Below are 24,558 nucleotides of genomic sequence, written 5' to 3' on the forward strand. Positions count from 1 at the left end.
CCGTGGGGCCCCCGGGGGGGGTGTGTGGAGCCGCCACTGTTGGGTGCGTCCTGACCACGGTGCTGGCGGGGGCTTTGGCCGGGGGGGAGGACACTTTTGGCGCCCCCGCCTGGGGGGGCGGCGGCGACAACTACCACGAGGAGACCCTGCACGTGCTCGGGCTTCTCTCGCCTATGGTCGAGGTCCGCAAGTCTGGGGAACTCGGACAACTCGGCAGGGTCTAGCTACCGCTGATGGAGGGGCGCCGGTCAGGCCGCGAGGTCGTTGTCGAGGTTTTGCTCGGGGTAGGTGACGCGGGTGTCGAACGGCAGGATCCGGGTGTGCCCGCCGACCACGATCGGGGCGTTGGTCATGGCGTGTGCTCCGCAGCCCTGTCAGTCCTGGCGTTGCGGTCGGGGGTACGAGAGGTATCCGCGCCGGGTCGTGATGTGATCGGCGACGTACTGGGCGTCGTGGCAGACACCCCGGATGAAGCTCGCCCTGCGCCCACCTCCGTGTTGGTGGTCGGTCTGTCGCTTCGGGCGGGCCACCGATCCAGTGGAGTACAGGGAGGTGTCCCCGCGGGCCTGCCGGGCGCGGTGCCATCGCCGGGTCGAACGGACGCTGTCCCGCAGCCGCTTGGCTACCTCGGCATTGTCGATCCCCGCAGCGAACATCCCGGCCGCCTCCAGGTGGATGCCCTCCTGAAACGCCGCCGCTCGGCCGTCAGGTCACCACCTTGCGGATACCTCATACACCGGGCATGCCGCCATCGTCACCGCATGAGAGTCACCACGACAACACGCCGGAGGCGGTAGTGACCAGTGGGTGCTGCGAGTGCTTGGAGGAATGTCGTTCAGGGGGTCTGTTCCTCCTCGGCGTCCCAACCGGCGAGGAGCGCCTGATGGCTGCGGCGAACATGCTCGCGCATCATGCGTTCCGCGCCGTTGCCGTCCTTCGCGAGGATGAGGTCGAGCACCTGGTGGTGCTCGTGGTCCGATTCCCTCAGGCGGCCCGGCTGGGCAAGCGAGGTGCGCACCAGGCGGGTGAAGGCGAGCTGGTTCATCAGGGTGCGGTAGTGCGCCACCAGCTTGCCGTTGTCGGCGCCAGTGATGATCAACTCGTGGAATTCGTGCACGAGTTGGCCGTAGCGTTCCGCGTCACCCGCCCGTGTCGCCTCGTCGGCCTCGGTCATGACTGACTGCAGACGTTCCGTCTCGGGCACCCGGCCGCGCAGTGCCAGCAGGCGGGCGGCGGCACCCTCCAGCAGTTCCTTCATCTGGAAGAGCTCGGCCACATCGCGGTAGGAAGGGATGGCTACGAATGTGCCCACACGTGGACGGATCTCGACCAGGCCCTCGGTCTGCAACTGCTTGAGGGCCTCACGGATGGGGGTGCGGCTGACCCCGAAGGTCTCCGAGAGTGTCATCTCGGAGAGGCTGGTGCGGGGCTCCAGCTCGCCGCTGATGATCATTTGGCGCAGCTCGCCTGCGACCTGGGCCTGCATACTGGACTTCGGTAGCCGCTTGCTCTGGTTCCCCGTAGGCTCTTGCATGGCACAAGACGTTAATGACCCTGACTTCAGGCGTCAATATCTACCTCATGCGCTCTTCTGCCATGCAAGCGTGTGTGAGGTCCTCGACGAGCCTGTGCCGCGCTCGGAAATGTTCCTCAACAACGACCATGGCGCCGTCAACGGCACGCAGATACTCGACCCGACACTGCTCGCGGTCGCCATGCATCGCACACCGGGGCCCGGGGCATGACCACCGGCACCAAGCCCATGAAGCACCAGAACGGCCTCTCTGGGGCCGCTGGTTCACCTCCGCCGACAACCCCGCCTGCACCAGCCTCTGCTACGTACCGTTCATGTCGGGATGCGGAGGCATCACCGTCGCGATGATGCCGAACGACGCCACCTACTACTACTTCAACGACAACAACGAGTTCAGCTGGAACGCCGCCGTCGCCGAAGCCGACAAGCCGGCGCCCATGCCCGGCGGGGCAGCCCTGTGGGCGAGGGTGGTGAGGGCTGTGGCGATCTCGCCGAGGTGCGTGGGGTCGAGGGAGTAGAGGACGTAGTAGCCCTCGCGGCGGGTGGTGGTGAGTCCTTCCTGGGTGAGCTGGTGGAGGTGGCGGGACGTTACGGAGGTGGACAGGCCGAGGAGGGTGGCGAGTTCCTGTGTGCTGCGGCTCTGGCCGGCGAGGTGGGTGATGAGTTGCAGGCGGGGAGCTGCGGCCAGGGCGCGCAGGGCGGTGAGGGTGTCTTCCTGGCTTGTGGGGCGGGTGGCTGCGGCGGGGGTGAGTGGCAGAGCGGGGAAGGTGACCCGCTGGGGCCAGGGTGTGTCGCAGGTGATGCGGACGTGGGGCCAGACGTAGTGGCTGGCGGTGAACGTGATGGGGCTTTCGCGGGTGACGGCGATGTCGTGGTGGTGCGGGCGGTCGAGTCGGAGTGTCCGCAGGGTGGGGTCGATGCGGATCTGGGGGACCAGGGTGCGGAGCATCGGGAACACGCCCTGGTGGGCGATCTGGGATCCCGCCCGTGCGATCGACTCGTACAGGGAGGGCTCGATGCGCTCCCACTCGTCGGCGAAGGCGGTATTCCAGTAGTCCTCCCGCTCGCCGGGAGCAGCCGCAGTATGGCGAAGGCGTTGGTCACGGTCAGATAGGTCAATCGCAGCCGCACGGTCGTTCATCATGCCGGGCTGCCACGGCGCGATGACGGCTTGAGCGGCCTGCGCGGATGGGTTCTCGGCGCGCACACGTTTCGCGCCCGCCGTCGTGGCCCTGTGCGCGGACCGCTGGGGCTTCGCCGTCGTGATCGGCCTGCTGTCCGCGATCTGTGTCGCCGACATCCTCGCCATGTTCGTCATCCCGGACCGCAAGAGCGCGCGGCTGGACTGAACGTCCCTGACGCCGCAGGGACATGGAAGGGCCGCCCGGGTTCCGGTCGGGCCCTTCCGCGATCCTGCGCAACGCCCGTGCTGCTGCCTTTGGCATCGTTGTCATACCTCTGGACTCCCTTGTACGTGCGTGATGTCATGCCCCCGTCGATCTTTCCAACGTTGTACGAGCGAGGGAGTTGATGGGCTTGAAGCGCCGCACACGATCAGGGAGACGGTCGACCGCGCCGTGGCGGAGACGGTTTGCCGCGGTGGTCGCCCTCGGTGTGGTGGGCTCCGTTCTGGGGGTGGGGGACGTCGCGGCGTCCCCCACACCGAGGGCGGGCGCCGAGGACCGCGCCGTGGTGTCGGGCGACGCCCGTTTCGAGGTCCTGTCGCCCACGCTGATCCGTACCGAGTACGCCGGTGACGCGCGCTTCGTCGACGCCGCGACCTTCAACGCGATCGGCAGGGACTCCTTCGAGTCGACGCCCTTCACGAGCCACACCGAGCACGGCTGGCTGACCATCCGCACCAGCGTGCTCACCCTCAAGTACCGTGTGGGGTCAGGGAAGTTCAGTGGTGACAACCTCACCGTCACCGAACGCGCGGCCAAGCAGGACGTCACCGCCCACCCCTGGCCCGCCCCGGCCCGCTGCGCACCCGGCAAGGGGTGTGAGGCCGAGGACCTCGACCTGAGCGGGGTCGACACCGCCACCGACCACAAGGGCTACACCGGACGGGGCTTCGCCGCGGGGTTCATCAACACCGGCACCGCGCTGTCCTTCGCCCTGGACGTGCCGAAGGCGGGCACGTACGCCTTCAGTGCGCGCTACACGAACGGCACGGCGGGCGACGGGACGCACACCGCCCGCACCCTGACCCTGGCGGTGGACGGCGGCGCCGGTACAACGTTGAAACTGCCCGAGACCGACGACTGGGACGACTGGGCCGTCGCCACCGCGGCCCTCGACCTCCCGGCGGGCGAGCACACCATCACGCTCACCCACACCGCGGGCGACTCCGGCAACGTCAACCTCGACAGCCTCGCCGTGCACGAGCCCGGCGCGGAATACCCCACCCCCACCAGAGAAGTCCTGAACTGCGACTTCGCCGCCGTGTGCGAGGCGGAGACGGGCACCCTGTCGGGGCCGGCCTCCGTCAAGTCCCACCACAACGGCTTCTCCGGGCGCGGCTTCGCCACCACCCTGGACAGCACCGCGGCCCGCGACACCCTGCACACCGTCGGCGTACCCGAAGCGGGCACGTACGACGTGCAGTTGCGGTATGCCAACAGCACCTCGCCCGCCGACCCGAACGCGAAGCCGGTCACCCGGCGCGTCTCCGTCACCGCCGGATCCGCGACCACCACCGCGCGCCTCGAGCCGACCGCCGACTGGGACTCCTGGCGCACCGTCGCGGTGCCGGTGAAGCTGGCGGCCGGCGCGAACGACATCACCCTGGGCTGCCCCGACGAGGCGGGCTGCAAGGTGGACCTCGACACCGTGGCCGTCACCGCGCACGGCGCCCCGCTGCTTGCGTCGCACGCCCCGCTCGGCGGTTACCGCCGAGGCCTGGACGGCGTCAACGGAGCCGACGGCAACCCGCGCACCGTACCGGGACTGCTGTACCAGGACGGCTGGTCGCTCCTGGACGACACCGCGTCGGCGCTCTACGACCAGAAGACCGGGAAGATCACCCAGCGGCCGGAACACGACGACCACGCCTACCAGGACGGCTACGTCTTCGGATACGGCCACGACTACCAGCGGGCCCTCGCCGACCTCGCCGCACTGACCGGGCCGGACGCGCGACTCCCGCGCTGGACCTACGGCGTGTGGTTCTCGGAGTACCTCGACCGGACGGCCGCCGACTACCGCGCCCTGCTGGAGAAGATGCGCTCCGAGGGCATGCCGCTGGACAGCCTCGTCGTCGACACCGACTACAAGTCGCCCGACGCCTGGAACGGCTGGGAGTTCGACACCACGAAGTTCCCCGACCCCGACGGATTCCTGAAGGACGTGGCCGCGCAGGGCGTGCACAACTCCCTCAACATCCATCCCAGCATCATGGGATCCGACCCACAGTTCGCCCAGGCGCAGCGCACCGCCAAGGGCAAGCTGAAGAAGGGGAGTTGCGCGCCCGGCGGCGACTGCTACACCTTCGACTTCGGCGATCCCGACCAGCTCAAGGCCTACATGGAACTGCACGACACCATGGAGCGGCAGGGCGGCGAGGTGTGGTGGTTCGACTGGTGCTGCGACGACTCGCGCTCCACGTTGAAGGGTGTCACCCCCGACGCCTGGATCAGCGCCCAGTACGCCGCGCGCGGCGGTGACAAGGGGCCCGGCTTCGCCTTCTCCCGCGCCTACGGATCCCTTCAGGACGGCGGCTACGGCTCCCCGACCGCCGTGCCCACGGGCCCCTGGGCCGACAAGCGCACTACCCTGCACTTCACAGGAGACACCATGTCCTCCTGGGGCACCCTGCGCCAACAGGTCGGCTACACCCCGGGCGAGAGCGTCGCCACCGGCCTCTCCGCGATCAGCCACGACATCGGCGGCCACAACGACACCACCGGACTCCAGGGATCGGACACCTACCAGCAGGACGGGCAGACCAGGTACACCAGCAAACTGCCCGACGACCTGTACGCGCGCTGGGTGCAGTTCGGCACCTTCCAGCCGATCGACCGGCTGCACAGCAACCACGGCGACCGGCTGCCGTGGCAGTACGGGAAGACGGCGCAGGCCTCGGCGAAGAAGTTCCTCGACCTCCGCGAGAAGCTCATCCCGTACACCTACACACTCGCCGATCAGGCACACCGCACCGGCACACCGATGCTCCGACCCACCTACCTGGAGTACCCGGACCAGCAGGAGGCCTATGCCACGGCCGGCAGCGAATACCTGTACGGCTCCGACGTGTTGGTGGCCCCGGTGACCCGGCCGGGCGAGACGGCGACGACCTCCGTGTGGTTCCCGCCCGGCACCTGGACCGACTACTTCACCGGCAAGACGTACAAGGGAGGCGCGAGCCACGAGGTCACCACGGGCCTCGACACGATGCCGGTGTTCGTGAAGGCCGGCGGCATCGTGCCCACCCGCAGCGACGACGTCGCCCACGACAGCGGGAACCCGCTCACCGACGTCACCCTCACCGTCGCGCAGGGCGCCCCCGGCACCTTCAGCCTGCACGAGGACGACGGCACCCCGGCGAACGGCGGTGGCTCGGCGACCACACGGATGCGTGCCACGCAGAAGTCCGGCGAGACCACGCTCCGGATCGCCCCGACCCTCGGCCACTTCACCGGGCAGGCCACGCAGCGCACCTGGACCGTCGACTTCACGAACGGCGAACGGCCCCGGGCGGTCTGCGTCGACGGGCGGCGGGCCGCCGCGGACACCTGGACGTACGACGCCACGTCCCGCACCGTGACCGTGCACGTGCCCCGCACGTCGATCCGGCGAGCCGTCACCGTGACGAGCGGCTGCCGACGGCCGTGACGACGGCGGCCAGGCCGGCGCCCGCTCGGAGGAGCTCCACCGAGCGGGCGCCGATCCCGTCGAGGCGCTGCCGCAGGATGCGCCGCGCCTCCTGCGGACCACTGCTCTCGTGCAGCGGGTAGAGGCGTTGAGGTTCGCGGGCTGCGTGGAAGGTCCAGTAGTCGTCGAAGTCGCCGTTGTGAGGGCCACGCGGCATGCGCGTGGCCCTCTGCCATGGGTTACGTAGCGAGATCCGTCTCGCCGGCTCCCTCGGCGCCGGTTACCGTCGTCCGGTCAACTTCCGTACGGGAGACCGCTCGTGATGCTCGATCGCGCCAACTCGAGCACCGGCGCGACCCCGTCCGCACCGCACCGCACCCCACTGACACCCTGCCGTCGGCAACGGTGGCAGCGCCGCTACCCCGGCACCGCGGTCGTCCCGGTCAGTTCGGACCGCGGCGAGCCCCACTCCCGCAGTCGCGCCCCGACCCGGGCGTCCCGTTCATCGCGTACCGCCTCCTCGTATGCCTTCGCCAGTACGTCGTCGATCAGGACACGCCGCCCCGTGCGGGCCGACTCGACCGCTGCCTCGACCATCGCGAGGCTGAGGATGTTCTCGTGGACCTCGCCCATCGGCACCGTGCCGGTACGCAGGGCCGCCGTGAACACCTCGAGGGCGCCCGCGATGCCGTCAGGGGTGCGGACCGGGTCCAGAGGCGGGGCGGGCGGCGGGTCGGTTGTCGGGGGTGTCTCGCCGTCCCACAGGGCTGTTCCCTTTTCGCCGGAGAGCCGCCAGCGGCCGTTCCAGGACGTCTCGTCGCCGCCCTGGCACCAGCTGCCGTGGTACGTGTAGCGCACACCGTCGGCGAACTCGAAGACAGCGCTCGCCGCCGCGTCGCCCGCGTACCAGCTCCAGGGCGGGTTGTACGACTCGCAGTAGACCGCCACCGGTTCCGCGCCGATCAGGAAGCGGGCCGTGTCGAAGGGGTGGATCGCCATGTCCACCAGGAGCGGGTACGGCATGGCGTCGCGGAAACCGCCGAAGCGGGGCGCTCGGTAGAACTCCGTTGTCACGCCGCCGAGTTGACCGAGGCGTTCCGTCACCTCCGACCGCAGTGCGAACACCTGCGGGTTCCAGCGCCGCGACTGGCTGACCATGAACAGCTCGCCGGTCACCTCCGCGGCCGCCGCGAGGGAGAGCGCGGACGCGACCGTGGGAGCCACCGGCTTCTCGCCGAGGACGGGAAGCCCGGCCGCGAGCGCGGCGGTCGTGACCGGGTGATGGGCCTCGGGGACAGTGACGTTCACGATCGCCTGCGCACCGGTCTCCGCCGCGAGTCGCACCGCGTCCGCGCCGACCGGCAGAGCCGGGCGTCCCGTCTCGCGCGCCGCGTCCCGCGCCGCCTCCAGGTCGAGGTCGACGATGCCGACGAGCGCGGCCGTCGGCGAAGCGGCCAGCGCCCGGAGCCACGCGCGTCCCATCCCGCCGGCGCCGACCAGGAGCACGCGCAGCGGATCCTCGGGGCCGTTCGCGATGACCCGGTGGCTCATGTCGCTCATGACAGCGGCCCCTGGTACGAGCCGCCCTTGAAGAACTCGCCGGTGTCGTAGCGGAGCAGCTCCGGGTACGCGCGCTCCGGGCGGTCCGTGCGCGCCCATTGCACGCCGTTCGCGATGACCTTGCGGACGTGCTTGTGGTGGTACGTCGGGAAGTCCTGGTCGCCGGGGCGGAAGTAGAAGATCCTGCCGTGGCCGCGCCGGAAGGTGCAGCCGCTGCGGAAGACCTCGCCACCGCTGAACGACGACACGAAGACCAGCTCGTCGGGGGCCGGGATGTCGAAGAACTCGCCGTACATCTCGTCCTCGGGAATCTCGATGGGGTGCGGCACCCCTTGCGCGATCGGGTGCGTCGGGTCGACGGTCCAGATCAGCTCGCGGTCGTGCTCGCTGCGCCAGCGCAGGGTGCAGCTGGTGCCCATCAGCTTGGTGAAGATCTTCGACCAGTGCCCGGAGTGCAGCACGATCAGCCCCATGCCGGACAGCACGTGCCGGTGCACCCGCTCGACGACCGCGTCGCTGACGTCCCCATGTGCGGCGTGCCCCCACCAGGTCAGCACGTCGGTGGCGGCGAGGACCTCCTCGGTCAGGCCGTGCTCGGGCTCGTCCAGAGTGGCGGTGCGCACAATGCAGCCGTCACCGAGGTTCTCGCGGATGCCGTCGGCGATGGTGGCGTGCATGCCGTCCGGGTAGATCTTCGCGACGTGCTCCTCGATCTGCTCGTGGCGGTTCTCGCCCCAGACGGTCACACGGATCGGGGCGCTGCCCTGGGACGAAGACGGGGAAGAAGACTGGGATGCAGGCATGGGGTGAATCACCTTTCTTGGAGGGTTTCTTGGCGAGCTGCTTGGACTTGGCTACTTGACCGATCCGGCGGCCACGCCCGCGGCCACGTACCGCTGCGCCGCGACCAGCAGCAGCACCGCGGGAATGCACGCGAGCGTCGCCGTCGCCATGACCGCGCTCCAGTCGTTCACGTGCGCGCCGAGGTACTGATAGAGGCCGAGCGTCACTGGGCGGACCGTCTTGGTGGTCGTCAGCGTGAGCGCGAACAGGAAGTCGCTCCAGGCGAACAGGAACGTGAACAGGCCCGCCGTGATCAGCGCGTTGCGGCTCATCGGGACGACGATCGAGAAGAAGGCACGCGTGTGCCCGGCCCCGTCCACGCGCGCCGCCTCGACGAGCGACGGTGGGATGGCGCGCATGAACGCCAGCATGATCAGGATCGCGAACGGCACGCCGTGCGAGGCGTCCGCGACGATCAGGCCGCCGACCGAGTTGAGAAGGCCGAGCTGGTTGTACGCGCTGTAGAGGGCGTTGGCGATGACGATGCCCGGGATCATCTGGCTGATGAGGATGCCGAGCAGGACCGGGCCCGCCCAGCGCAGCTTGAAGTGCGCGAGCACATACGCGGCCGGCGTCGCGATGAGCAGGCTGACCGCGACGCTGCCCAGGGCCACGGTCAGGCTGGTGATCAGGTTGTGGCCCTGGTCGCGGACGGCGGCCGCGTAGCCGTCGAAGTCGAAGGTGCGGGGGAACCAGTCGGTGGCGGTGGCCGCGCTGCCGGGCTGGAAGGAGACGTTCACCATCCAGTACACCGGGAACAGCATGAACGCCATGAGTACGAGGCCGATTGCGGTGTTGCCCCAGGCCCGGCCGGCGTCGCCGCGGGCGGGGGAAGGTGTCGATGAAGCCATGGCGGACCTCACTCGTCGACGGCACGCCGGTTGGCGCGCAGGTAGAGGACGGCGAAGACGAGGGACATCACGATGAGCACATTGCTCAGCGCGGCGCCCTGCCCGAAGTCGAAGGTCTGGAAGGAGAGTTGGTAGGACTGGGTGGCCAGCGTCTGGGTGGCGTTGGCCGGGCCGCCGCCGGTGAGACCGAGGATGATGTCGAGCACCTTGAGCGTGTAGACGATGCCGAGGACGAGGACGACGCTCACCACCGGGCGAAGCAGCGGCCATGTCACATGGCGGAAGGCGCGCCGGCCGGTGGCTCCGTCGAGGGCCGCCGCTTCGTACAGCTCCTCGGGGATGTCCTGGAGCCCGCCGTACAGGATCGTCGCGTTGAAGGGGATGCCGATCCAGATGTTGACGCCGATGACGGCGACCAGGGCGAGGGATGTCGTGGACAGCCAGCCCGGGTGCCCTTCGGTGAGGTGGAGGGCGGCGAGGAACTGGTTGAGCGCGCCGTGGTCCTGGTCGAGGATCCAGCGCCACACCGCACCGGAGACGATCAGCGGGATCAGCCACGGCAGCAGGAGCAGCGAGCGGAAGAGTCCGCTGAGCGGGAAGCGGCGCCGGAAGAAGACGGCGACGGCGAGGCCGATGACGAACTGCCCGAGCAGCGAACCCGCCGTGAACAGCAGCGTGTTGAGCATCGCCTGGGTGAACACGGACGAGCCGAGCACGGCCGCGTAGTTGTCCAGGCCCACCCAGGGCGCCTCGCCGGTGTAGTACGTCTTCGTCGTGTAGTGCTGGAACCCCATGACGAGGTTGCGCACCACCGGATAGCCGAAGAACGCGAGCAGGTAGACGAGCGCGGGGCCGAGGGCGAGGACCTGGAAGAGGCGGCTGCGGCCCGCCGACGTCTGCCACCAGCGGGGGCGCGGCGGGGCGCTGCCGGAGTGCGCCGTGGATGCCGCGGGCCCTTCGGCGGCTTCGGCGGTCAGGATCGCGTCAGTCATTCTGGGCCTGCCTCACTGCCTGCGTCGGCGTGGCGCCGCCGGTGAGCGCGTTCTGCAGGGCGGTGTAGATACGGGTGGCGGCCTTCGGCCACGCGGGGCCGAGCAGCGCGGTGCGGGCACGGGCGGTGCGCACCTGGTCCGCGAAGGCACGGAGCCGGGGGTCGTCGGCCGCGAGCCGCTCGGCGAGGTCGGTGCGCGCGGGTACGAGATCGCGCAAGCGGCCCAGCTTCAGCTGCACACGCTCGGAGTTCATGCAGGCCACGAACCGGGCCGCCGTCTTCTGCGTGCGCCGGTCGCCGGTCTGCGGCAGCGTGAACGTCTCGCCGCCCAGCGGCGCCACGGACGTCTTCTTCCCCTCGGGCACGGGGATCTTGGCCACGCCGAATTCGAGGCCCTTCTTCTTGTGCGCCTCGTCGAGCAACGGCAGCTGCCACGGGCCGTTGACCATCATCGCGAGGTTGCCGTTCTTGAACTGGTCGTTCACGTCTGCCTGCGACCAGTTCACGACCGACTTGGGCGCCGATCCGTCGGCGACGAGGTCGCGCCACAGACCCACGGCCTGCGCGGTGGCCGGGGTGGCGAGGTCGCGTTCGGTACCGCCGTTGGACCACATGAACGGCAGGAACTGCCAGGAGCCCTCATAGTTGGCGACGGCGGAGAAGCCCATCCCGTACGTGTCCGATCCGGTCAACTCCTGTGCGGCGCGCCTGAGTTCGCTCCACGTTCCGGGCGGCTCGACTCCAGCCTCCTTCAACAGCTTCTTGTTGTAGAAGAGCGCGAGGGTATTGGCCGCCGGCTGCAGCCCGTAGACCTTTCCGCGGTACGTCGACGACGCGACGACACCGCGCGCGTACCCCTTCGTACTCAGGCCGAAGTCGGCGATGGGCGCCAGCGCACCGACGGAGGCGATCTGCTGCAGATCCGGGTTGTCGAGCATCAGGACGTCGGGCAGCGTGCGCGACGCGGCCTGCTGCAGTACACGCGGCATATAGCCTGCGCCGGCCACCGATTCGCGGTCGATACGGACCCCGAGGCGCCGGCCGCAGGCGGCGTACAGCCGGTCGTAGATCTTGGTGTCGGGTTGGTTGGTGTAGTAGTCGAGCACCCGCAGGCTGACGACGCGCCCCGAGGAGTCCACCCCGGGCTCGACGCCGTTGCCGCAGGCGGTGAGGGTGAGGGTGAGGGCGAGGGCGCTGGGCAGCAGGGTGCAGCCGATCAGTCGCCTTCGCCGCCTGCGTATCGTGCGCGCGGGTATCTCTCGCCATTGAGACATGCGCTTCCTCCCGGTCGATGGTCCGGTCGATACGTATCGATGACGCGCTGCTTGGTGCGGGTGCCGGCCACGGGGCGGGCGTGGGTCAGGGGGACGAGGACGTGACCGTGGGGCCTGGAGTGGGCGACGTGCCAGGGGTGTTGGTGTCCGGGACGGTCGACGTGACCGTTGTGACGGTGGTGCTGGTATCCGGGACGGCCGTCGTGGCCCGCCTGGTCAGCCGCGGTGCCACCAGCTCGACCGTGGACGAGGCCCCCGCACCCTCCTTGTCCAGGAGGCGGAACAGCAGGTCCATGGCACGGCGGGAGACCTCACGCGGCTCCGTGGACACATTGCTCGGTTCCGAGGGCTCGGCGACGGCTCGCTCGTCGGTGCACAGCGCCACGACGGCGGCGTCCTCTCCGGGCACCCTGCCGAGCGCGCGCAGCGCCGCGAGCACGTGCGGCAGCGCGCGGTGCCCGGCGACGACGAACCCCACCGGCCCCTCCGTGTCCGCGAGTTGGCGTCGCACCTCCTCCGTCACCGGACCGTGCTCGGGCTCCAGCGGGCTGACCGAGCGGAAGCCGAGGCCCGCCACCGCGGCGGCCCGCTCGGCCCCGCGCGCGAACCGCGCCACATAGTTGAGGCCGCGTGCCACCTCCGACTCGGCGTGCCCGAGCAGGACGACCCTGCGCAGCCCGCAGGCGGCCAGCTCCTCCACGGCGAGCCGCCCCGCCATGCTGAAGTCCAGGTCCACGCAGTGCAGTTCGGACGGCACGTCGGGCACACCGATCGTCACCACGGGTACTCGGAGCGCGGCGGCGACCGGGATCCGCTCGTCGTCCGCCTCGATCCCCATCAGGACGACGGCGTCGCACAGCGCGCGCCCGGCGAGCCGGCGCAGTCCATCGGCCCCCTCGTCGGCGGTGACCAGGAGCACATCGTGGTCCCGCTCACGGGCGCAGGTGGTGATCGTGTCGAGGAACGGGATCAGCCCCGCGGGATCGCCGGCGGTCCCGAAGGGCACCACCAGACCGATCACCCGCGTCCGCCTGCTCACCAGCGCCCGCGCCCCGGCATGCGGCTGGAAGCCCAGCTCCCGGATGGCGTCCTCGACCCGCCGCCGGGTGTCGGCGGAGACCGGGCGCCGGCCGTTGAGTACGTACGAGACGGTGCTCTGCGCGACTCCGGCGAGCCGCGCGACGTCCCTGCTGGTGGCCGACATCGTCCTGCCTCACCTGCCTCATCCGCGTCGCGGGCCGGAGGTACGCACGCCTCTCCTGCGCGGTGTGCGCGTCGATATCCATCGATACGTACGTCGGCACACGCGATGCACGCCGCGGAACGTCGATGCGTATCGATGGTGTCTGTCCGGGACGCTAAAGGGGGCTTGCGACGGGGGTCAATCCCCTTGCAGCAAGCGATGGTTGATGCCGACAGGGGGAGCGCGTGGATGAGGTGGTGCTGGTTCCGGATCAGGGTGCGGTCCAGAGGCTCGCGCCGGCAGGTCTGTATCCACCGTTCCATGATCGAGCCCCTGGAAGTCCTTCAACCCCCTTGCCCCTCACCGTCGTTGGGTTCGTCGCCCACGCCGAGCGTGCAGACCGTCCTGCTCACCCCCGACCAGCGCATACCGCTCTACACCGACGGTCTCACCCCGCTGCTCGTCCAGCCCACCGCCGGCCTGCTGACGGGGCCGGCTCCCCGTACCGAAGAACGAAGACGTACCGAGCGCGACACAGGACAATCTCGGCCAGTCGTGATCGGGAGGCGACGCTTCCGGTCACTTTCGTGCCGACCGTCCCGCGGTCCGAGCGCAGCCGCCATGCTGCCGCCCCACGGCGGGAGAGTGAGGAAGGGTGCGGCCATGCGGCGGCAAGGAGCGGGGAACCTCCCCCCGGAGACATGCGAGTTGTACGGCAGGCAGCAGGAACTGGCGGAGGTCCGGCGGCTGTTCGACGACGGCGCCCGGCTTGTGACGCTGGCCGGGGTCGGCGGGGTGGGCAAGACACGGCTCGCGCTGCGGGCCGCGCACGAGGCGCAGCCGTCCTTCCGGGACGGGGCGTGGTGGGTGGAGCTCTCGTCGCTGCGCCGGGGCGCGCTGCTCGCACACGCCGTCTCCGAGGTGCTGGCGCTGACCGATCAGACGACGCGGCCCATGATCGATGTGCTGGCCGACTACCTGGCGGGGCGCGAGGTGCTGCTTGTCCTGGACACCTGCGAGCACCTGGTCCACGAGTGCGCGCTGGCCGCCGATGTGCTGCTGCGGGCCGCGCCGGGGCTGCGGATCCTGGTCACCAGCCGCCGCCCTCTGCGTACGCACATGGAGCGGCCGCTGACCGTCGACCCACTGCCCGTACCCGAGGGCGAGGACGCGGCATACGGTGGTGCGGACGCGATGGCCCTGCTGGCCGACCGGGCCGCCGAGGCGGTGCCCGGCTTCGCGGTGACCGAAGCCAACCGGCCCGATCTCGTACGCCTGTGCCGCTCCCTGGACGGCCTCCCGCTCGCCATCGAACTGGCCGCGGCCCGCCTGCGCGACCTGTCCGTGGTCGAGCTGACCGAGAAGCTGGACGACCGCTTCGCCGTCCTGGGTACCACCGACGAGGTGGTGGACGACGCGGAGCCGCCCTGGCACCAGGCGCTGCGTACCGCGATCGGCTGGAGCCACGAACTGTGCACCCCGGCCGAACGGCTGCTCTGGGCCCGCCTTTCCGTCCTCGTCGGCGGCTTCGACGTCGAGGCCGCCCGGGCGGTGTGCGCCGACGCGCGCCTTCCCGAGGACGCGATCTCGGGGCTGCTCGCCTCCCTGACGGACAAGTCGATCGTGAGGTGGGAGCCGACCGGCGGCGGCGAGCGCTACCGGATGCTCGACACCATCCGCGAGTTCGGCGCCGCCTGGCTGCGCGGTCTCGGCGAGGAGTCCGCGCTGCGCCACCGGCACCGGGACCACTTCCGGGCGCTGGCCCAGGCCGCGGATGCCGGCTGGACGGGGCCGGACCAGGTCACCTGGCACGACCGGACGACCACCGAACACGCCAACCTCCGCGCCGCCCTCGACTTCTGCCTCGCCGAGCGGGACGGGCACAGCGGGCTGCAGATGGCCGGGGCGCTGTGGTTCTTCTGGTACGCCTGCGGCTTCGCCCAGGAGGGTGTGTACTTCCTCGACCGGGCCCTGGACCTGGATCCGGCCCCCGGACCGGACCGCGCCAAGGCCCTGTGGGCCCGCGGTATGGCCGGGCAGACCGTGGGTGACATGGCGACCGGCCTCCGCCTCCTCGACGCCTTCCGGAAGGCCACGGCCGACGACGCCGATGAGACCGCCCCGGTCGCCGCTGCCCTTCTCGAGGGCACCTGTCTCGCACTGAGCGGTCGGCAGACGCAGGCAGCCGAGGCGCTCGACGCGGCGTCGCGCACCCCGCCGTCCCCCGGGCGCTACGACGCGGCCTGGCTGCTCGTCCAGGTCGCCCGGGCTTACGTCCACATCCAACTCGGGCAGGTCGCCGAGGGGGCGGTCGTCGCGGACCGTCTCTGCGCCGTATGCGACGACCGCGGCGAGACGCATGCCCGCGCCTGGGGCGACCTCCTGCGCGGCCTCGCCGCGCTGGCCCTGGGACGGGCGGCAGAGGCCGAAGCCCATGTCCGCGACGCCCTCGACGGTAAACATCGCGTCCACGACAGCCTCGGCATCGCCATGGCCCTCGACGTACTCGCCTCCGCGACGGTCGCATCAGGGCACGCCGAGCGAGCCGCCCAACTCCTCGGCGCCGCCGACCGGGTATGGCAGATCCTCGGTTCCCCTCAGATGGGAGCTCCCGAACTCGTCGCCGCCCGCCAGGCGTGCGAGGCGCAGGCCCGGCAGGCCATCGGCGACGACACCTATGAGACCGCCTTCCGTGCCGGCTACGACAGCGACACCGACGCCGGCATCACCCGTGCCCTCTCCAGGCCAGGGACCGCCTCACCGCACCCCGAGATCGACTGACCCCTGATGGAGTCCGGTAGCAGATGGCTTCGACCCAGCGGGCGTCAAGTCCGTTCTTCCTCGGTTCGTGATTGCTCGATCGTGGTACAGAGTGCTGCGCAGGCAGCCTGTTCGGTATGTCCATGCTGAGATGCGGGGCGTGAAGAGAGATCCGTTCCTCAGCGATTTCCCGGCCTGATCGGCGGTGTTGTACTACTTCACGCTGTGGCGAGAGGAGGGGCTCGACCAGCGGATCACGACGGGGGCGGCGTAATCCACGGGCCGTGGTTCTTCACAGTGTCGTAGATGCGGGACTCGAGCCATTGAGCGATGAGTCACCAAATATCTTGCTTTCCGGCCAAATTGACGACGCCCTCTCGTCGCCCATTGCCTTCCGTCACGGCGGGACTACTTTCACCCGTGGAAGCACCATCCACGGTGAGCGGAAGGGGTTCCACATGTCCGGATTCGCAGTCCACCCCCTCGGTGCGACGCAAGCCCCCACGGAACCACGCGGCGGAATCCGCGTACCCGAGGCGACGTGGCAGCTCGACGGCGGCTGGGGCTGGGTGTACTTCGCCCAGGGCCACGACGCCATCCAGCAGCCGATCATCCTCTCGGACGGCTTCCACCCGGGTGAGTCCGACCGCAACGCGCTCTACCTGGGGTTCAACGACCCGAACGGCTTCCCGCTGATCAACGAGCTGAACCAGCGGGGCTACGACGTCATCATCCTCGGCTACCAGGACTGCACCGCCTCGATCTACGACAACGCCAGGACGGCGACCACCGCGATCATGCGGGCGAACGCCGAGAACCTCACCGACACGCCGTTGGTCGTCGGGGGCTTCAGCATGGGCGGGTTGATCCTGCGCTACGCGCTGCTGCGCCTCGAATTGATGAGGATGGACCACCGCGTCTCGGTCTACTTCTCCTTCGACACCCCGCACTCGGGCGCCTGGATCCCGGTCAGCCTGCAGTCCTTCGCGTACTACATCCAGCCCCTCTACTCCGGGCTGGCCGACATGATCGACAGCCCCGCCGCCCGGCAGATGCTGTGGCGGCACAAGACGAGCTTGGCCGCGGACCCCGTCGAGCACCCGGACCGCACGGAGTTCGTGGCGCAGTTGAAGCGGATGGGCGACTGGCCGATGCGTCCGATGAAGATCGGCCTGGCGAACGGGCGCGGCGACGGCCAGGGCAACGGCAACCCGGCCGGCAGCGCCGCGTTCAAAGTCACCGGCGGGCTGTACACGGGCACCGAGCTGTATCTGCAGCCCAGCGGAGAAGCGGAAACCGTCGCCAAGCTCTGCAGGCTGCTCGGCTTCCCGGTCTACAAGCGCACTTCGGGCTACCCCGAGCTCGACAGCGCCGCGGGCGGCACCCTCGACTCGTTCGGTATCGCCGCCGAGACGCTGAACGCCCTCACCGGGCAGGCCGCCGAAGCGCCGTATCCGACCATCACCTTCGTGCCCAGTATCAGCGCCCTCGCCGTCGACGGCGCCGACATCGGCACGCAGCAGGACCTCGATCTGGACATCGACCAGCTCGACGCGGGTCGCTTCCCCTTCGACGTCTGCAAGACGTCGCCCGACAACACCGGCCACACCGAGATCACCCGCGATCTCTGCGCGTGGCTCGTCGACCAGCTCCCGGCCAAGTAGCCACCGCACAGTCTCCTCGCCGGTGCGGGCCCGCCTGCAGCTCGGTGCCGCGTCCCTTCGCCGTCAGCTGAGGGCGGGCCCAACTCATCGCCGAGCCGCCCCTTCGGAAGGGCGCTTGACTGCGCTGCGGCGGCCTCGCACCGACCGGCCCAGGGCGGCGTGGGCCTTCGTGAGTCTGTCGACCGCAGTGTCGAGCACCTCGTTCGGGAGGGTGAAAGGAAGCCGCAGGTAGCGGTCCAGTGCGTCGTCGGGGGAGAAGTGGAAGCCCGGTGTGAGGGCGAGGTTGTGGGTGGCCGCCAGGTCGGCCAGGTGGCGGGAGTCGGCGTCGAGGAGTTCGAGCCACAGGGACAGCCCGCCCCGCGGCACCTGGAACCGGCACCAAGGCGGGGCCGACAGGCGCACGGCCAAGTGGTCACGCCGGCTTCGGAGTTGGGCGCGTCGACGGTCGAGGACTGCCTCTTTGCGCTCCAGGAGTCGGCGGAGTTCGGCGCGGTCCTCCTCCGCCATCAACAGGCCGGTGGGGGTGAGGGGCTGGGAGGCCGGCCGGGCCGAAACACCCAACTGCGCCAGGAAATCGACGAACTCTTCGACCGCCGGGGTCTCCCTCTCCCCGCCAACATCATCGAGTGCTCGACGATCCTCACGCTGAAGCCGGTCCTCGTGGAAACAGACGCCGTGGCTCCGCTGCCCATGCTGATCGGCGCACGGGACCCGCTGCTCGACGTGCTGCCCTGGCACTGGACACCGTGCCGCGCGAGATCGGGATCACTACGCTCGCCGACCGGCCGCCGTCCGACAGCACCCGTCTCCTGATCAAGGAAATCGTGGCAGTCGCCCGGGAGACCGATCCTGTGCTGTGGGAGCCGAGGTGAAGGGCAGTTTTCGAACGGCCATTCTTCTGTTGCTCCCGCGCTCCCAGGTCAGTCGGAGAATGCGGCGAGATATGACGCCGCGCACGTCTGTGGTGTGGATCGGGAGGTCACGACGTGGCCGACGACGGTCACCGGCGGATCGAGCGGCACGTGTGTCACCCTGCCGGACAGCGGCGCGGCAAGCTGTTCGGCAGGCATCAGCGTCCAACTCTCGGGGTCTTGGCCGACTTGGAACAACACGTTGACCAGGTCCCCGGCAGGCGGTCTCGGCGGCGCGACGGGCAGGACGGCGAGCATGGCGTCGTGCAGGGGCGGGTCGGTATCGGGTGACGGTAGGCGCAGTCCGGCGGGGTCGAGGTCCTGCAGGCTGAGGGACGGTTTACCGGCGGCCCAGTGGTCGGTCGACAGCACTGCGTGCAGTGGCTCGGACCAACTGGGCAGCACCCGAAGCCCGGGCTCCGCGACCGCGCCGCGGACCAGCGCGAGATCGAGGTCGCCGTCGCGGACTGCGGCCAGACGCGCGGTCACCGGCAGGTCGACGAGGTGCGGAGCTGCGGGGCGATCACTGTCACGCAGGCGGGCCAGCGCCCGGTCGAACCGCGGGGTGACGCAGGACGCCAGGCCGATGCGCAGCGGGGCCGCCGCTTCGCCGGCGACCACCCGGACGCGAGCCGCGGCGGTCAGCGTCTCCCGGGCCGCTACCAGCACCCGTTCGCCCACCGCTGTGAGCCGGACGCTGCGCGATGTGCGCTCGAGCAACTGGACGCCGAGTTCCCGTTCGAGCCGGGCGATCTGCTGGCTGACCGCCGATTGCACGATGTGCAGCCGTTCGGCCGCCCGGCCGAAGTGCAGCTCTTCGGACACGGCCACGAAATATTGCAACGCCCTCAGTTCCACCCCTCTGATCTATCACGCGATGTGATTGCTGGCTATCGATCCTGACCGTTGTTCGCGCATCGCACGCCGGGTGGGATGGATCTATGAAGACACCAACACTTGGCATCATCGGCACGGGCATGGTCGGCGCAGGGGTGGCCCGTCGTGCCGTGGCCGCCGGCCTCGATGTCATCCTGAGCAACACGCGTGGTCCGAAGTCACTGGGCGGTCTGGTCGCCGAGCTCGGCCCGCGGGCCCGGGCCGCCACCCCGGCCGACGCCGCCGGCGAGGCCGATCTCGTTCTGGCCGCGGTGCCGTTGAACGCCCGCAAGCAGCTGCCGATCGCCGAACTAGTCGGCAAGACGGTGATCGACCCGATGAACTACGCGGTCTACCCCGGGGCAGAGATCGCGGAGCTCGACGACAACGAGTTGACCTCCAGCGAACTGGTCCAGCGTGACCTGCCGGGCGCCCGGGTGGTGAAGGCGTTCCACAACATCGGCCCCAAGCAGCTTCAGTCGCTGGCCCGCCCGGCCGGGGCTGTGGACCGTACCGGAATTCCCCTCTCGAGTGACGACCCGGCGGCGAAGAAGGAGGTGGCGGATCTGTTGGACCTTCTGGGATTCGACGCGGTGGACCTCGGTTCCCTGGCGGAGAGCTGGCGCAGCGAACCCAACACCCCGCTGTACGCCGTCGCCTACACCGGACAGCCTCCGACCGGCCTCAGCATCCCGGACGTGGTGGCCTGGTTCCAGAACGCCCCCGGGGTACCGATCCCGGCCGCCCGGATCACGGAACTGGCCGCGACCACCACGCGGGGGCCCGCCGGCTTCCGGTTTTGAGAACCGCGATCAGCGGGGGCAGATGTACGTCGACGGTGTCGTGACCCACTCGTCGTCCAAGTTGCTGCTGCTTTCCCACGCCACCTTGACCTTCGCGCGGACGAGCTTTCGTGCCGACGAACCGCACGAGTACGTGTCGGTGCGCGCGACGTCCTGCCCGTACTCGTAGACGGGGTAGGGGACCTCCTGCCGGAGGATCTCCCAAGCACCGTTCGTGTAGTACTCGAGCCGCACCCCGGCGACCATGACCTTGTAGACGGTGCCGCCGGTGGTGTCGGTCACCCGGCCGTGCGCGTTGAAGACGCCGGTGGACGGCATCTCGATGTTGGCGCAGCGGACGACCGCCTCGCCGTTGCAGTTGTGCGCGATCTGGGTGGCGGACGCCGGCGCGGCGGTCAGCATGGTCATCCCGAGCGCGGTGCCGACGACGGCCGTCAGGCCGCTCATGAACTTTCCGTAGGTTCGCATGGCAGGAGACTGTCGGGCGCCGTCGGCGGAAGATTGCAGCATCCTGCAGCCGATGGCGGTTGCGGTCGGGTCAGGCGGGGGTCCGGCTCAGGAGCTCGCGGAGCCGGACCCCCGCCACGAAGCGGGTCGGTGCGTCGAGGAGATCGAGGATCACGGCGACCTCCGTCCGGACCGTGCGCACGCTCAGTTCGAGCCGGCGGGCGATCTGCTCGTCCGACGAACAGGTGAGCAGGAGTGCGACGACTCGGCGCTGGCGTTCGGTGAGGCCGTCGGCGGGTGGCTCCTCGGCGGCGCACGGGTACGTCGTCGCACGCACCGCGTCCCAGTACTGGCGCGCGGCGGCCATGCACGCGGCATCCCGCACGACGATGACGGTCGTCTGGTTGCGGACGATGGGCCCCTCGAGGAGCACCTCGACCCCGTCGACGATCTTCATCTCCAACGGCCCGTAGCCGAAGAAGTACACCTCCGGGTCCTCGCCGGACAGCACGAGCCGCGCCTCCGGGCTCAGCGTGTCGCGGTGCCACACGCTGATCATCCGGAGACCGGCGTTCATCGCGTAAGTGTTGATCGGGAGGCTCACGGCGAGCCGCTCCACGGAACCGCTGGGCTTGACGGAATCGAGGGTGCACCGGGCCGGGAGCTCGCGGCTGAGATTCTGGTTGATCTCCTCCCCGCCTCGTCCGACGACACGCGCGGCGGCCGGCTGCCCGCGTTCCATCGCCCGGACCACCCGCAGCCGTTCGGCCTCCAGGCGCGTCATCGCCTCAGTCACCCGCAGCCGTGCCGGTCCGGAGAACCGCACGGGATCGGCGAACACCGAGAAGTCCTGTTCGGGCAGTGCGCGTTGGTCCACCGTTCCCCCTCCGGTACACCCCGGCCTGTGGAGAAACGGCCGTCAACCAGGCCGGAATACTAGCGCCCTGCCTGCGAATTCACACGAAGTCACACCAGGCCAGGTCGGGATCGCTTCCCGGGCGGGGTCCACGGCAGTCGTCGATGGTGCCCCGTCGAGTCGAGTGGTGCAAGCAGCCCGGCGCCGCGGACCGACAGGCGTCGTAGACGCTCTGGTCTGATGCGGCGGGGTCAGTCGGCGATGTCGACTCCGTAGCCGCGCGCGAGGGCGTCGAGTCCGTGGTCGTAGCCCTGTCCGACGGCGCGGAAACGCCAGAGGGGGCCGCGGCGGTAGAGCTCGGCCAGGACCAGTGTGCGCTCGCTGGTGGCGGCGTCCAGTGTCGCGCGTGTCAGGAGGGCGGCGCTGTCGCCGGGTGCCGCGGCGACCTGGACGGCGCCGACGTCGCCGAAGGACGGGCCGCCGTCGATGGCCGCGGCGATCACCACCCGGTGTGAGGACGGGGGCAGGGAAGCGACGTCGACGGTGATGGTCTGTTCGGCCGGGCCGTTGGTGAGCAGGTGGACGGTGCCGCCCGGGTTCTCCGGGGCGCCGTAGAACACGAAGTCCTCGTCGAAGGTGACCTGTTCGTCCTCGTCGAGTACGAAGGCGACGACATCGACCTCACCGTGTTCCCAAGGTGCCCAGGACGCGGTGACATGCCACGGCGACGTGCGGGCGGGCAGGTCGATGACGCCGCCGCGGGGAAGGACATGGGGTGCCGCGGCGCCGACAGGCGTGGCGGTCACGGCCGGATCGACGAGCCAGCGCTCGTCGTGCACCGAAAGCCCCAGTTCCGTGATGCGCCGCATACGGCGGTCGTTCTCCCCACCAGGGAGGACGACGACGTCCGTGACGCTGCGCGAGAGATTGACCGCGGCGGAGGCGCCGAGTTCGACGACGAGGTTGCGCGCGCAGGCTGCCTCGGTGTGTGTGCCGCCCAGGACGAGGACGCGACGTCCTGACAGGGGCCTTGCACCTGATCCGATGGGGGCGGGCTCGGCCTGGCGCGGGGCAGGGATGGCCGGTGCCGGTCCGGGCTCCTGATGCCCCGCTCCGGCTCCTACGCCGCTGAGCAGCTGGACGAAGGTGTCCTCGTCGATGACGGGCACCCCTTCGGTGGCGGCCCGTCGTGCCTTCGCCGATTCGGTCGTAGGTTCGTTGCTGACCAGGACGCTGGTGTGGTGGCTGACCGAGCCCATCATGTTGAGTCCGGCGGCAACGCCTCGGCCGATCAACTCGGCCCGCGCACAAACGGTTTCCCCGGTGATCGCGACCTTCATGCCCTGCCTCAGCGGTGAGCCCGGAGCCAGCCGACCAGGATTGCGGTACGCGCAAGGCGTCTTGGGCGGCGTGGGTGTGAACTGGGACTCGGCACGGGGCGGGCAGTTCACGAGGGGCAACTGGAGTGCGAGCCGGGCCGCCTCTTGCAGCGATGCTCGCAGGATTCCGGCCAGGACTCGCGTGTCGTCCAGCGCGTCGTGCGCGTGCCGCTGCGGTACGCCGTAGTGGGCGGCCAGGGTGCCCAGCTTCATGTCGGCTGTCGGTGGGTCCACCTGCCGGTTCAGGGCGAGGGTGCACAGCCGCTGCGAGACCGGCAGCCACATGCGGGCCCGGGCGAACTCGTAGGCGAGGAAGTCGTAGTCGAACTGTGCGTTGTGGGCGACCAGAACACGGTTCTGCAGCATTGCGCCGATGCGCTCGGCCACCTGGTCGAAGGTGGGCGCGCCGCGCAGCCGCTCGGTGGTCAGCCCGTGCACCTCGACCGGCCCCGGATCACACCCCGGATCGAGGAGTGTGGAGAACTCCCCGGTCTGTTCGCCGTCCCGCCCGATGGTGACCACGGCGACCGACAGCACCCGGTCGCGCCGGGGTATCAGCCCGGAGGTCTCCACGTCGACGAGGGCCCAGTCGTGGGCGTAGCCGTCCATGGGGGTGAGGTCGAAGGAGGGCGAGGCGAGACTCATGAGGCAAGGATGAACGGGCATACACGCCACCTCAACCTTCATGCACTTTTGTCTTCATATTGCAATTGCGGCGAGGGCGCCGTGTGGGGTCCGCGGCAGACTGGCCCTGACGTGGGCGTGCATGTTGTGCGTCCGATGTGATGACTCAACGGGCGGCAAGGTTGCACCGGTTGACCGCCGGACAGCGTCGCAGGTGTCCAGAACCCCAGCCCTGTCGGCAGGGCCGGGGCTCAATGGCGGGAGTGGTCAGCTGATGACTCCGGCAGTGGAGGCGGCACGCAGCCAGTCCGGGTACTCGCCCATGAGCTGGTCGTAGAGGACTCCGTCGGGGATGAGCTTGGGGTCTTTGCCTGCCGGGAAGAAGCCGGCGTTGTCGACGATCCGCTTCTTCGGTACGGCCAGTTCGTCGAGCTTGTGCAGGAACTTGAACTCGTCGTCGCCGTAGCCGATGAACTGCCAGAAGATCGGCAGCTTGGCTGCTTTGCACAGGGTCTGTTCGGCAGCGCGGCGGGAGTCGGGGGAGCCGTCGGTCTGGAAGATGACGAACGCGGGCGTCTTGGCGCCGCTGGCGAGGTAGTGGTTGATGACGGCGTCCATGGCGGCGGCGTAGTTCGTGGTCCCCATGTGGCCGAGCGCATCGTGGAGTTTGGCGATCCGGCCGACGTAGTTGTCCAGGCTGATGTCGACGGTGTCGTGGGCCTCGGTGTCGAAGAAGACGAGGGGCACAACTCCGTCGTCGTCCAGGTTCGCGGACAGGGCGAGGGCCTGCTCGGCGAGGTGCTGCATGCTGCCGTCCTTGTAGTAGCCGCGCATGCTTCCGGACCGGTCGAGGACGAGGTAGACGGCGGCTTGTCGCCCGGTGAGGCCCTGCTTCTGCAGGGAGACGGCGGCCGTCTTCGTGAGGCTGACGAGTCCGGTGGGAATCTTCTCGAGGTCGATCGGCATACGGGTGTGCTCCTTGCGTGGTCGTGAGTGGTTGACGGCTGGAGGAGCCGGATGGTTGTGGTGAAGCCGGCTCTACGCCTGTCGGGTGCGGACGGCCCTCGCCGATCGGGGCGCGACCGTACCGGAGGAGCCTGTGGCCTGTCGTCCCGACAAGTTCGTGCGCGCGCGTTCACCTCGTGCCCGAGCCCGTCCTCCGCATGCCGAAGTGTGTGTTCTGGCCCAGG

At 69.7% G+C, this 24,558-nt stretch carries 23 protein-coding genes and 1 pseudogene; 7 read left to right on the plus strand and 17 right to left on the minus strand.

Translation table 11 applies throughout. The features are described 5' to 3' along the window. Positions 1-374 precede the first annotated feature (374 nt). Together ACYSUO_RS40115 and ACYSUO_RS40120 are read right to left on the minus strand one after the other, a co-directional pair. Positions 375-656 carry a hypothetical protein gene (locus ACYSUO_RS40115; protein ID WP_461781139.1) on the minus strand — a complete coding sequence of 94 codons (282 nt, stop codon included), beginning with the start codon at positions 654-656 and terminating at the stop codon, positions 375-377. Between the two features lie 179 nt (positions 657-835). Then, positions 836-1,534, minus strand: a complete 699-nt coding sequence (locus tag ACYSUO_RS40120) for a GntR family transcriptional regulator (RefSeq protein WP_461781140.1) — start codon at positions 1,532-1,534, stop codon at positions 836-838. Positions 1,535-1,604: 70 nt separating this feature from the next. Here ACYSUO_RS40120 and ACYSUO_RS40125 point away from each other — a divergent pair, with 70 nt between their 5' ends. Continuing rightward, positions 1,605-1,745: a hypothetical protein gene (locus ACYSUO_RS40125; RefSeq protein ID WP_461781141.1), complete on the plus strand. Its 141-nt coding sequence runs from the start codon at positions 1,605-1,607 to the stop codon at positions 1,743-1,745. Between the two features lie 159 nt (positions 1,746-1,904). On the opposite strand, the gene ACYSUO_RS40130 is transcribed toward ACYSUO_RS40125, so the two are convergent. Then, the gene (locus ACYSUO_RS40130) at positions 1,905-2,741 is read right to left on the minus strand and encodes an ArsR/SmtB family transcription factor (RefSeq protein ID WP_461781142.1); all 837 of its coding nucleotides are present in this window, start codon (positions 2,739-2,741) and stop codon (positions 1,905-1,907) included. 19 nt (positions 2,742-2,760) lie between these two features. Here ACYSUO_RS40130 and ACYSUO_RS40135 point away from each other — a divergent pair, with 19 nt between their 5' ends. Beyond that, positions 2,761-2,883 (plus strand): hypothetical protein, encoded by a 123-nt coding sequence (locus ACYSUO_RS40135; RefSeq protein ID WP_461781143.1) that lies wholly within the window; start codon positions 2,761-2,763, stop codon positions 2,881-2,883. Positions 2,884-3,133: 250 nt separating this feature from the next. Next, positions 3,134-6,367: a TIM-barrel domain-containing protein gene (locus ACYSUO_RS40140; RefSeq protein ID WP_461781144.1), complete on the plus strand. Its 3,234-nt coding sequence runs from the start codon at positions 3,134-3,136 to the stop codon at positions 6,365-6,367. Here ACYSUO_RS40140 and ACYSUO_RS40145 read toward each other — a convergent pair. The 8 genes and pseudogenes from ACYSUO_RS40145 to ACYSUO_RS40180 form a co-directional block, all read right to left on the minus strand. After that, a complete protein-coding gene (locus ACYSUO_RS40145; RefSeq protein WP_461781145.1) occupies positions 6,336-6,563 on the minus strand; it encodes a hypothetical protein in 228 nt (75 codons plus the stop codon). The two genes, ACYSUO_RS40140 and ACYSUO_RS40145, sit on opposite strands and share 32 nt — an antisense overlap. Before the next feature lie 200 nt (positions 6,564-6,763). Further along, positions 6,764-7,906 carry a Gfo/Idh/MocA family protein gene (locus tag ACYSUO_RS40150; protein WP_461781146.1) on the minus strand — a complete coding sequence of 381 codons (1,143 nt, stop codon included), beginning with the start codon at positions 7,904-7,906 and terminating at the stop codon, positions 6,764-6,766. Further along, positions 7,903-8,709, minus strand: a complete 807-nt coding sequence (locus ACYSUO_RS40155; protein WP_461781147.1) for a ThuA domain-containing protein — start codon at positions 8,707-8,709, stop codon at positions 7,903-7,905. The genes ACYSUO_RS40150 and ACYSUO_RS40155 overlap by 4 nt, the downstream gene beginning before the upstream one ends. A 51-nt stretch (positions 8,710-8,760) precedes the next feature. Beyond that, positions 8,761-9,600, minus strand: a complete 840-nt coding sequence (locus ACYSUO_RS40160) for a carbohydrate ABC transporter permease (protein WP_461781148.1) — start codon at positions 9,598-9,600, stop codon at positions 8,761-8,763. A gap of 8 nt (positions 9,601-9,608) precedes the next feature. Continuing rightward, entirely contained in the window at positions 9,609-10,592 is a 984-nt protein-coding gene (locus tag ACYSUO_RS40165) for a carbohydrate ABC transporter permease (RefSeq protein WP_461781149.1), read from the minus strand. Beyond that, the gene (locus ACYSUO_RS40170) at positions 10,585-11,865 is read right to left on the minus strand and encodes a sugar ABC transporter substrate-binding protein (RefSeq protein WP_461781150.1); all 1,281 of its coding nucleotides are present in this window, start codon (positions 11,863-11,865) and stop codon (positions 10,585-10,587) included. Before ACYSUO_RS40170 ends, ACYSUO_RS40165 begins: the two co-directional genes overlap by 8 nt. 85 nt (positions 11,866-11,950) lie before the next feature. Then, positions 11,951-13,069: a LacI family DNA-binding transcriptional regulator gene (locus ACYSUO_RS40175; RefSeq protein WP_461781151.1), complete on the minus strand. Its 1,119-nt coding sequence runs from the start codon at positions 13,067-13,069 to the stop codon at positions 11,951-11,953. Between the two features lie 218 nt (positions 13,070-13,287). Continuing rightward, positions 13,288-13,377 (minus strand): annotated as a pseudogene (locus tag ACYSUO_RS40180) (integrase core domain-containing protein); the annotation flags it as partial. A 379-nt stretch (positions 13,378-13,756) separates the two neighbouring features. Between ACYSUO_RS40180 and ACYSUO_RS40185 the strand changes: the two are divergent. Together ACYSUO_RS40185 and ACYSUO_RS40190 are read left to right on the plus strand one after the other, a co-directional pair. After that, positions 13,757-15,829 carry an ATP-binding protein gene (locus ACYSUO_RS40185; protein ID WP_461781152.1) on the plus strand — a complete coding sequence of 691 codons (2,073 nt, stop codon included), beginning with the start codon at positions 13,757-13,759 and terminating at the stop codon, positions 15,827-15,829. Positions 15,830-16,266: 437 nt separating this feature from the next. Continuing rightward, positions 16,267-17,472 (plus strand): esterase/lipase family protein, encoded by a 1,206-nt coding sequence (locus ACYSUO_RS40190; protein ID WP_461781153.1) that lies wholly within the window; start codon positions 16,267-16,269, stop codon positions 17,470-17,472. Positions 17,473-17,556: 84 nt separating this feature from the next. Here the strand turns inward: ACYSUO_RS40190 and ACYSUO_RS40195 are convergent, their stop codons facing one another. Further along, positions 17,557-17,874 (minus strand): hypothetical protein, encoded by a 318-nt coding sequence (locus ACYSUO_RS40195; protein ID WP_461781154.1) that lies wholly within the window; start codon positions 17,872-17,874, stop codon positions 17,557-17,559. 6 nt (positions 17,875-17,880) lie between these two features. Between ACYSUO_RS40195 and ACYSUO_RS40200 the strand changes: the two genes are divergently transcribed. Continuing rightward, on the plus strand, positions 17,881-18,285 hold the full coding sequence (locus ACYSUO_RS40200) for a type 2 periplasmic-binding domain-containing protein (protein ID WP_461781155.1): 405 nt from the start codon (positions 17,881-17,883) through the stop codon (positions 18,283-18,285). Positions 18,286-18,392: 107 nt separating this feature from the next. On the opposite strand, the gene ACYSUO_RS40205 is transcribed toward ACYSUO_RS40200, so the two are convergent. Then, on the minus strand, positions 18,393-19,241 hold the full coding sequence (locus tag ACYSUO_RS40205) for a LysR family transcriptional regulator (RefSeq protein ID WP_461781156.1): 849 nt from the start codon (positions 19,239-19,241) through the stop codon (positions 18,393-18,395). 83 nt (positions 19,242-19,324) lie between these two features. On the opposite strand from ACYSUO_RS40205, the gene ACYSUO_RS40210 reads away from it, so the two are divergent. Beyond that, a complete protein-coding gene (locus ACYSUO_RS40210; RefSeq protein WP_461781157.1) occupies positions 19,325-20,062 on the plus strand; it encodes an NADPH-dependent F420 reductase in 738 nt (245 codons plus the stop codon). Positions 20,063-20,071: 9 nt separating this feature from the next. Here the strand turns inward: ACYSUO_RS40210 and ACYSUO_RS40215 are convergent, their stop codons facing one another. The 4 genes from ACYSUO_RS40215 to ACYSUO_RS40230 all read right to left on the minus strand — a co-directional run bounded on the left by ACYSUO_RS40215 (position 20,072) and on the right by ACYSUO_RS40230 (position 24,334). Then, positions 20,072-20,530: a hypothetical protein gene (locus tag ACYSUO_RS40215; protein WP_461781158.1), complete on the minus strand. Its 459-nt coding sequence runs from the start codon at positions 20,528-20,530 to the stop codon at positions 20,072-20,074. A 70-nt stretch (positions 20,531-20,600) separates the two neighbouring features. Beyond that, the gene (locus tag ACYSUO_RS40220; RefSeq protein ID WP_461781159.1) at positions 20,601-21,386 is read right to left on the minus strand and encodes a helix-turn-helix transcriptional regulator; all 786 of its coding nucleotides are present in this window, start codon (positions 21,384-21,386) and stop codon (positions 20,601-20,603) included. Between the two features lie 230 nt (positions 21,387-21,616). Next, positions 21,617-23,389: a TerD family protein gene (locus ACYSUO_RS40225; protein WP_461781160.1), complete on the minus strand. Its 1,773-nt coding sequence runs from the start codon at positions 23,387-23,389 to the stop codon at positions 21,617-21,619. A gap of 246 nt (positions 23,390-23,635) precedes the next feature. Continuing rightward, the gene (locus tag ACYSUO_RS40230) at positions 23,636-24,334 is read right to left on the minus strand and encodes a VWA domain-containing protein (RefSeq protein WP_461781161.1); all 699 of its coding nucleotides are present in this window, start codon (positions 24,332-24,334) and stop codon (positions 23,636-23,638) included. Positions 24,335-24,558: the final 224 nt, after the last annotated feature.

Source organism: Streptomyces sp. UC4497, from assembly GCF_054871485.1.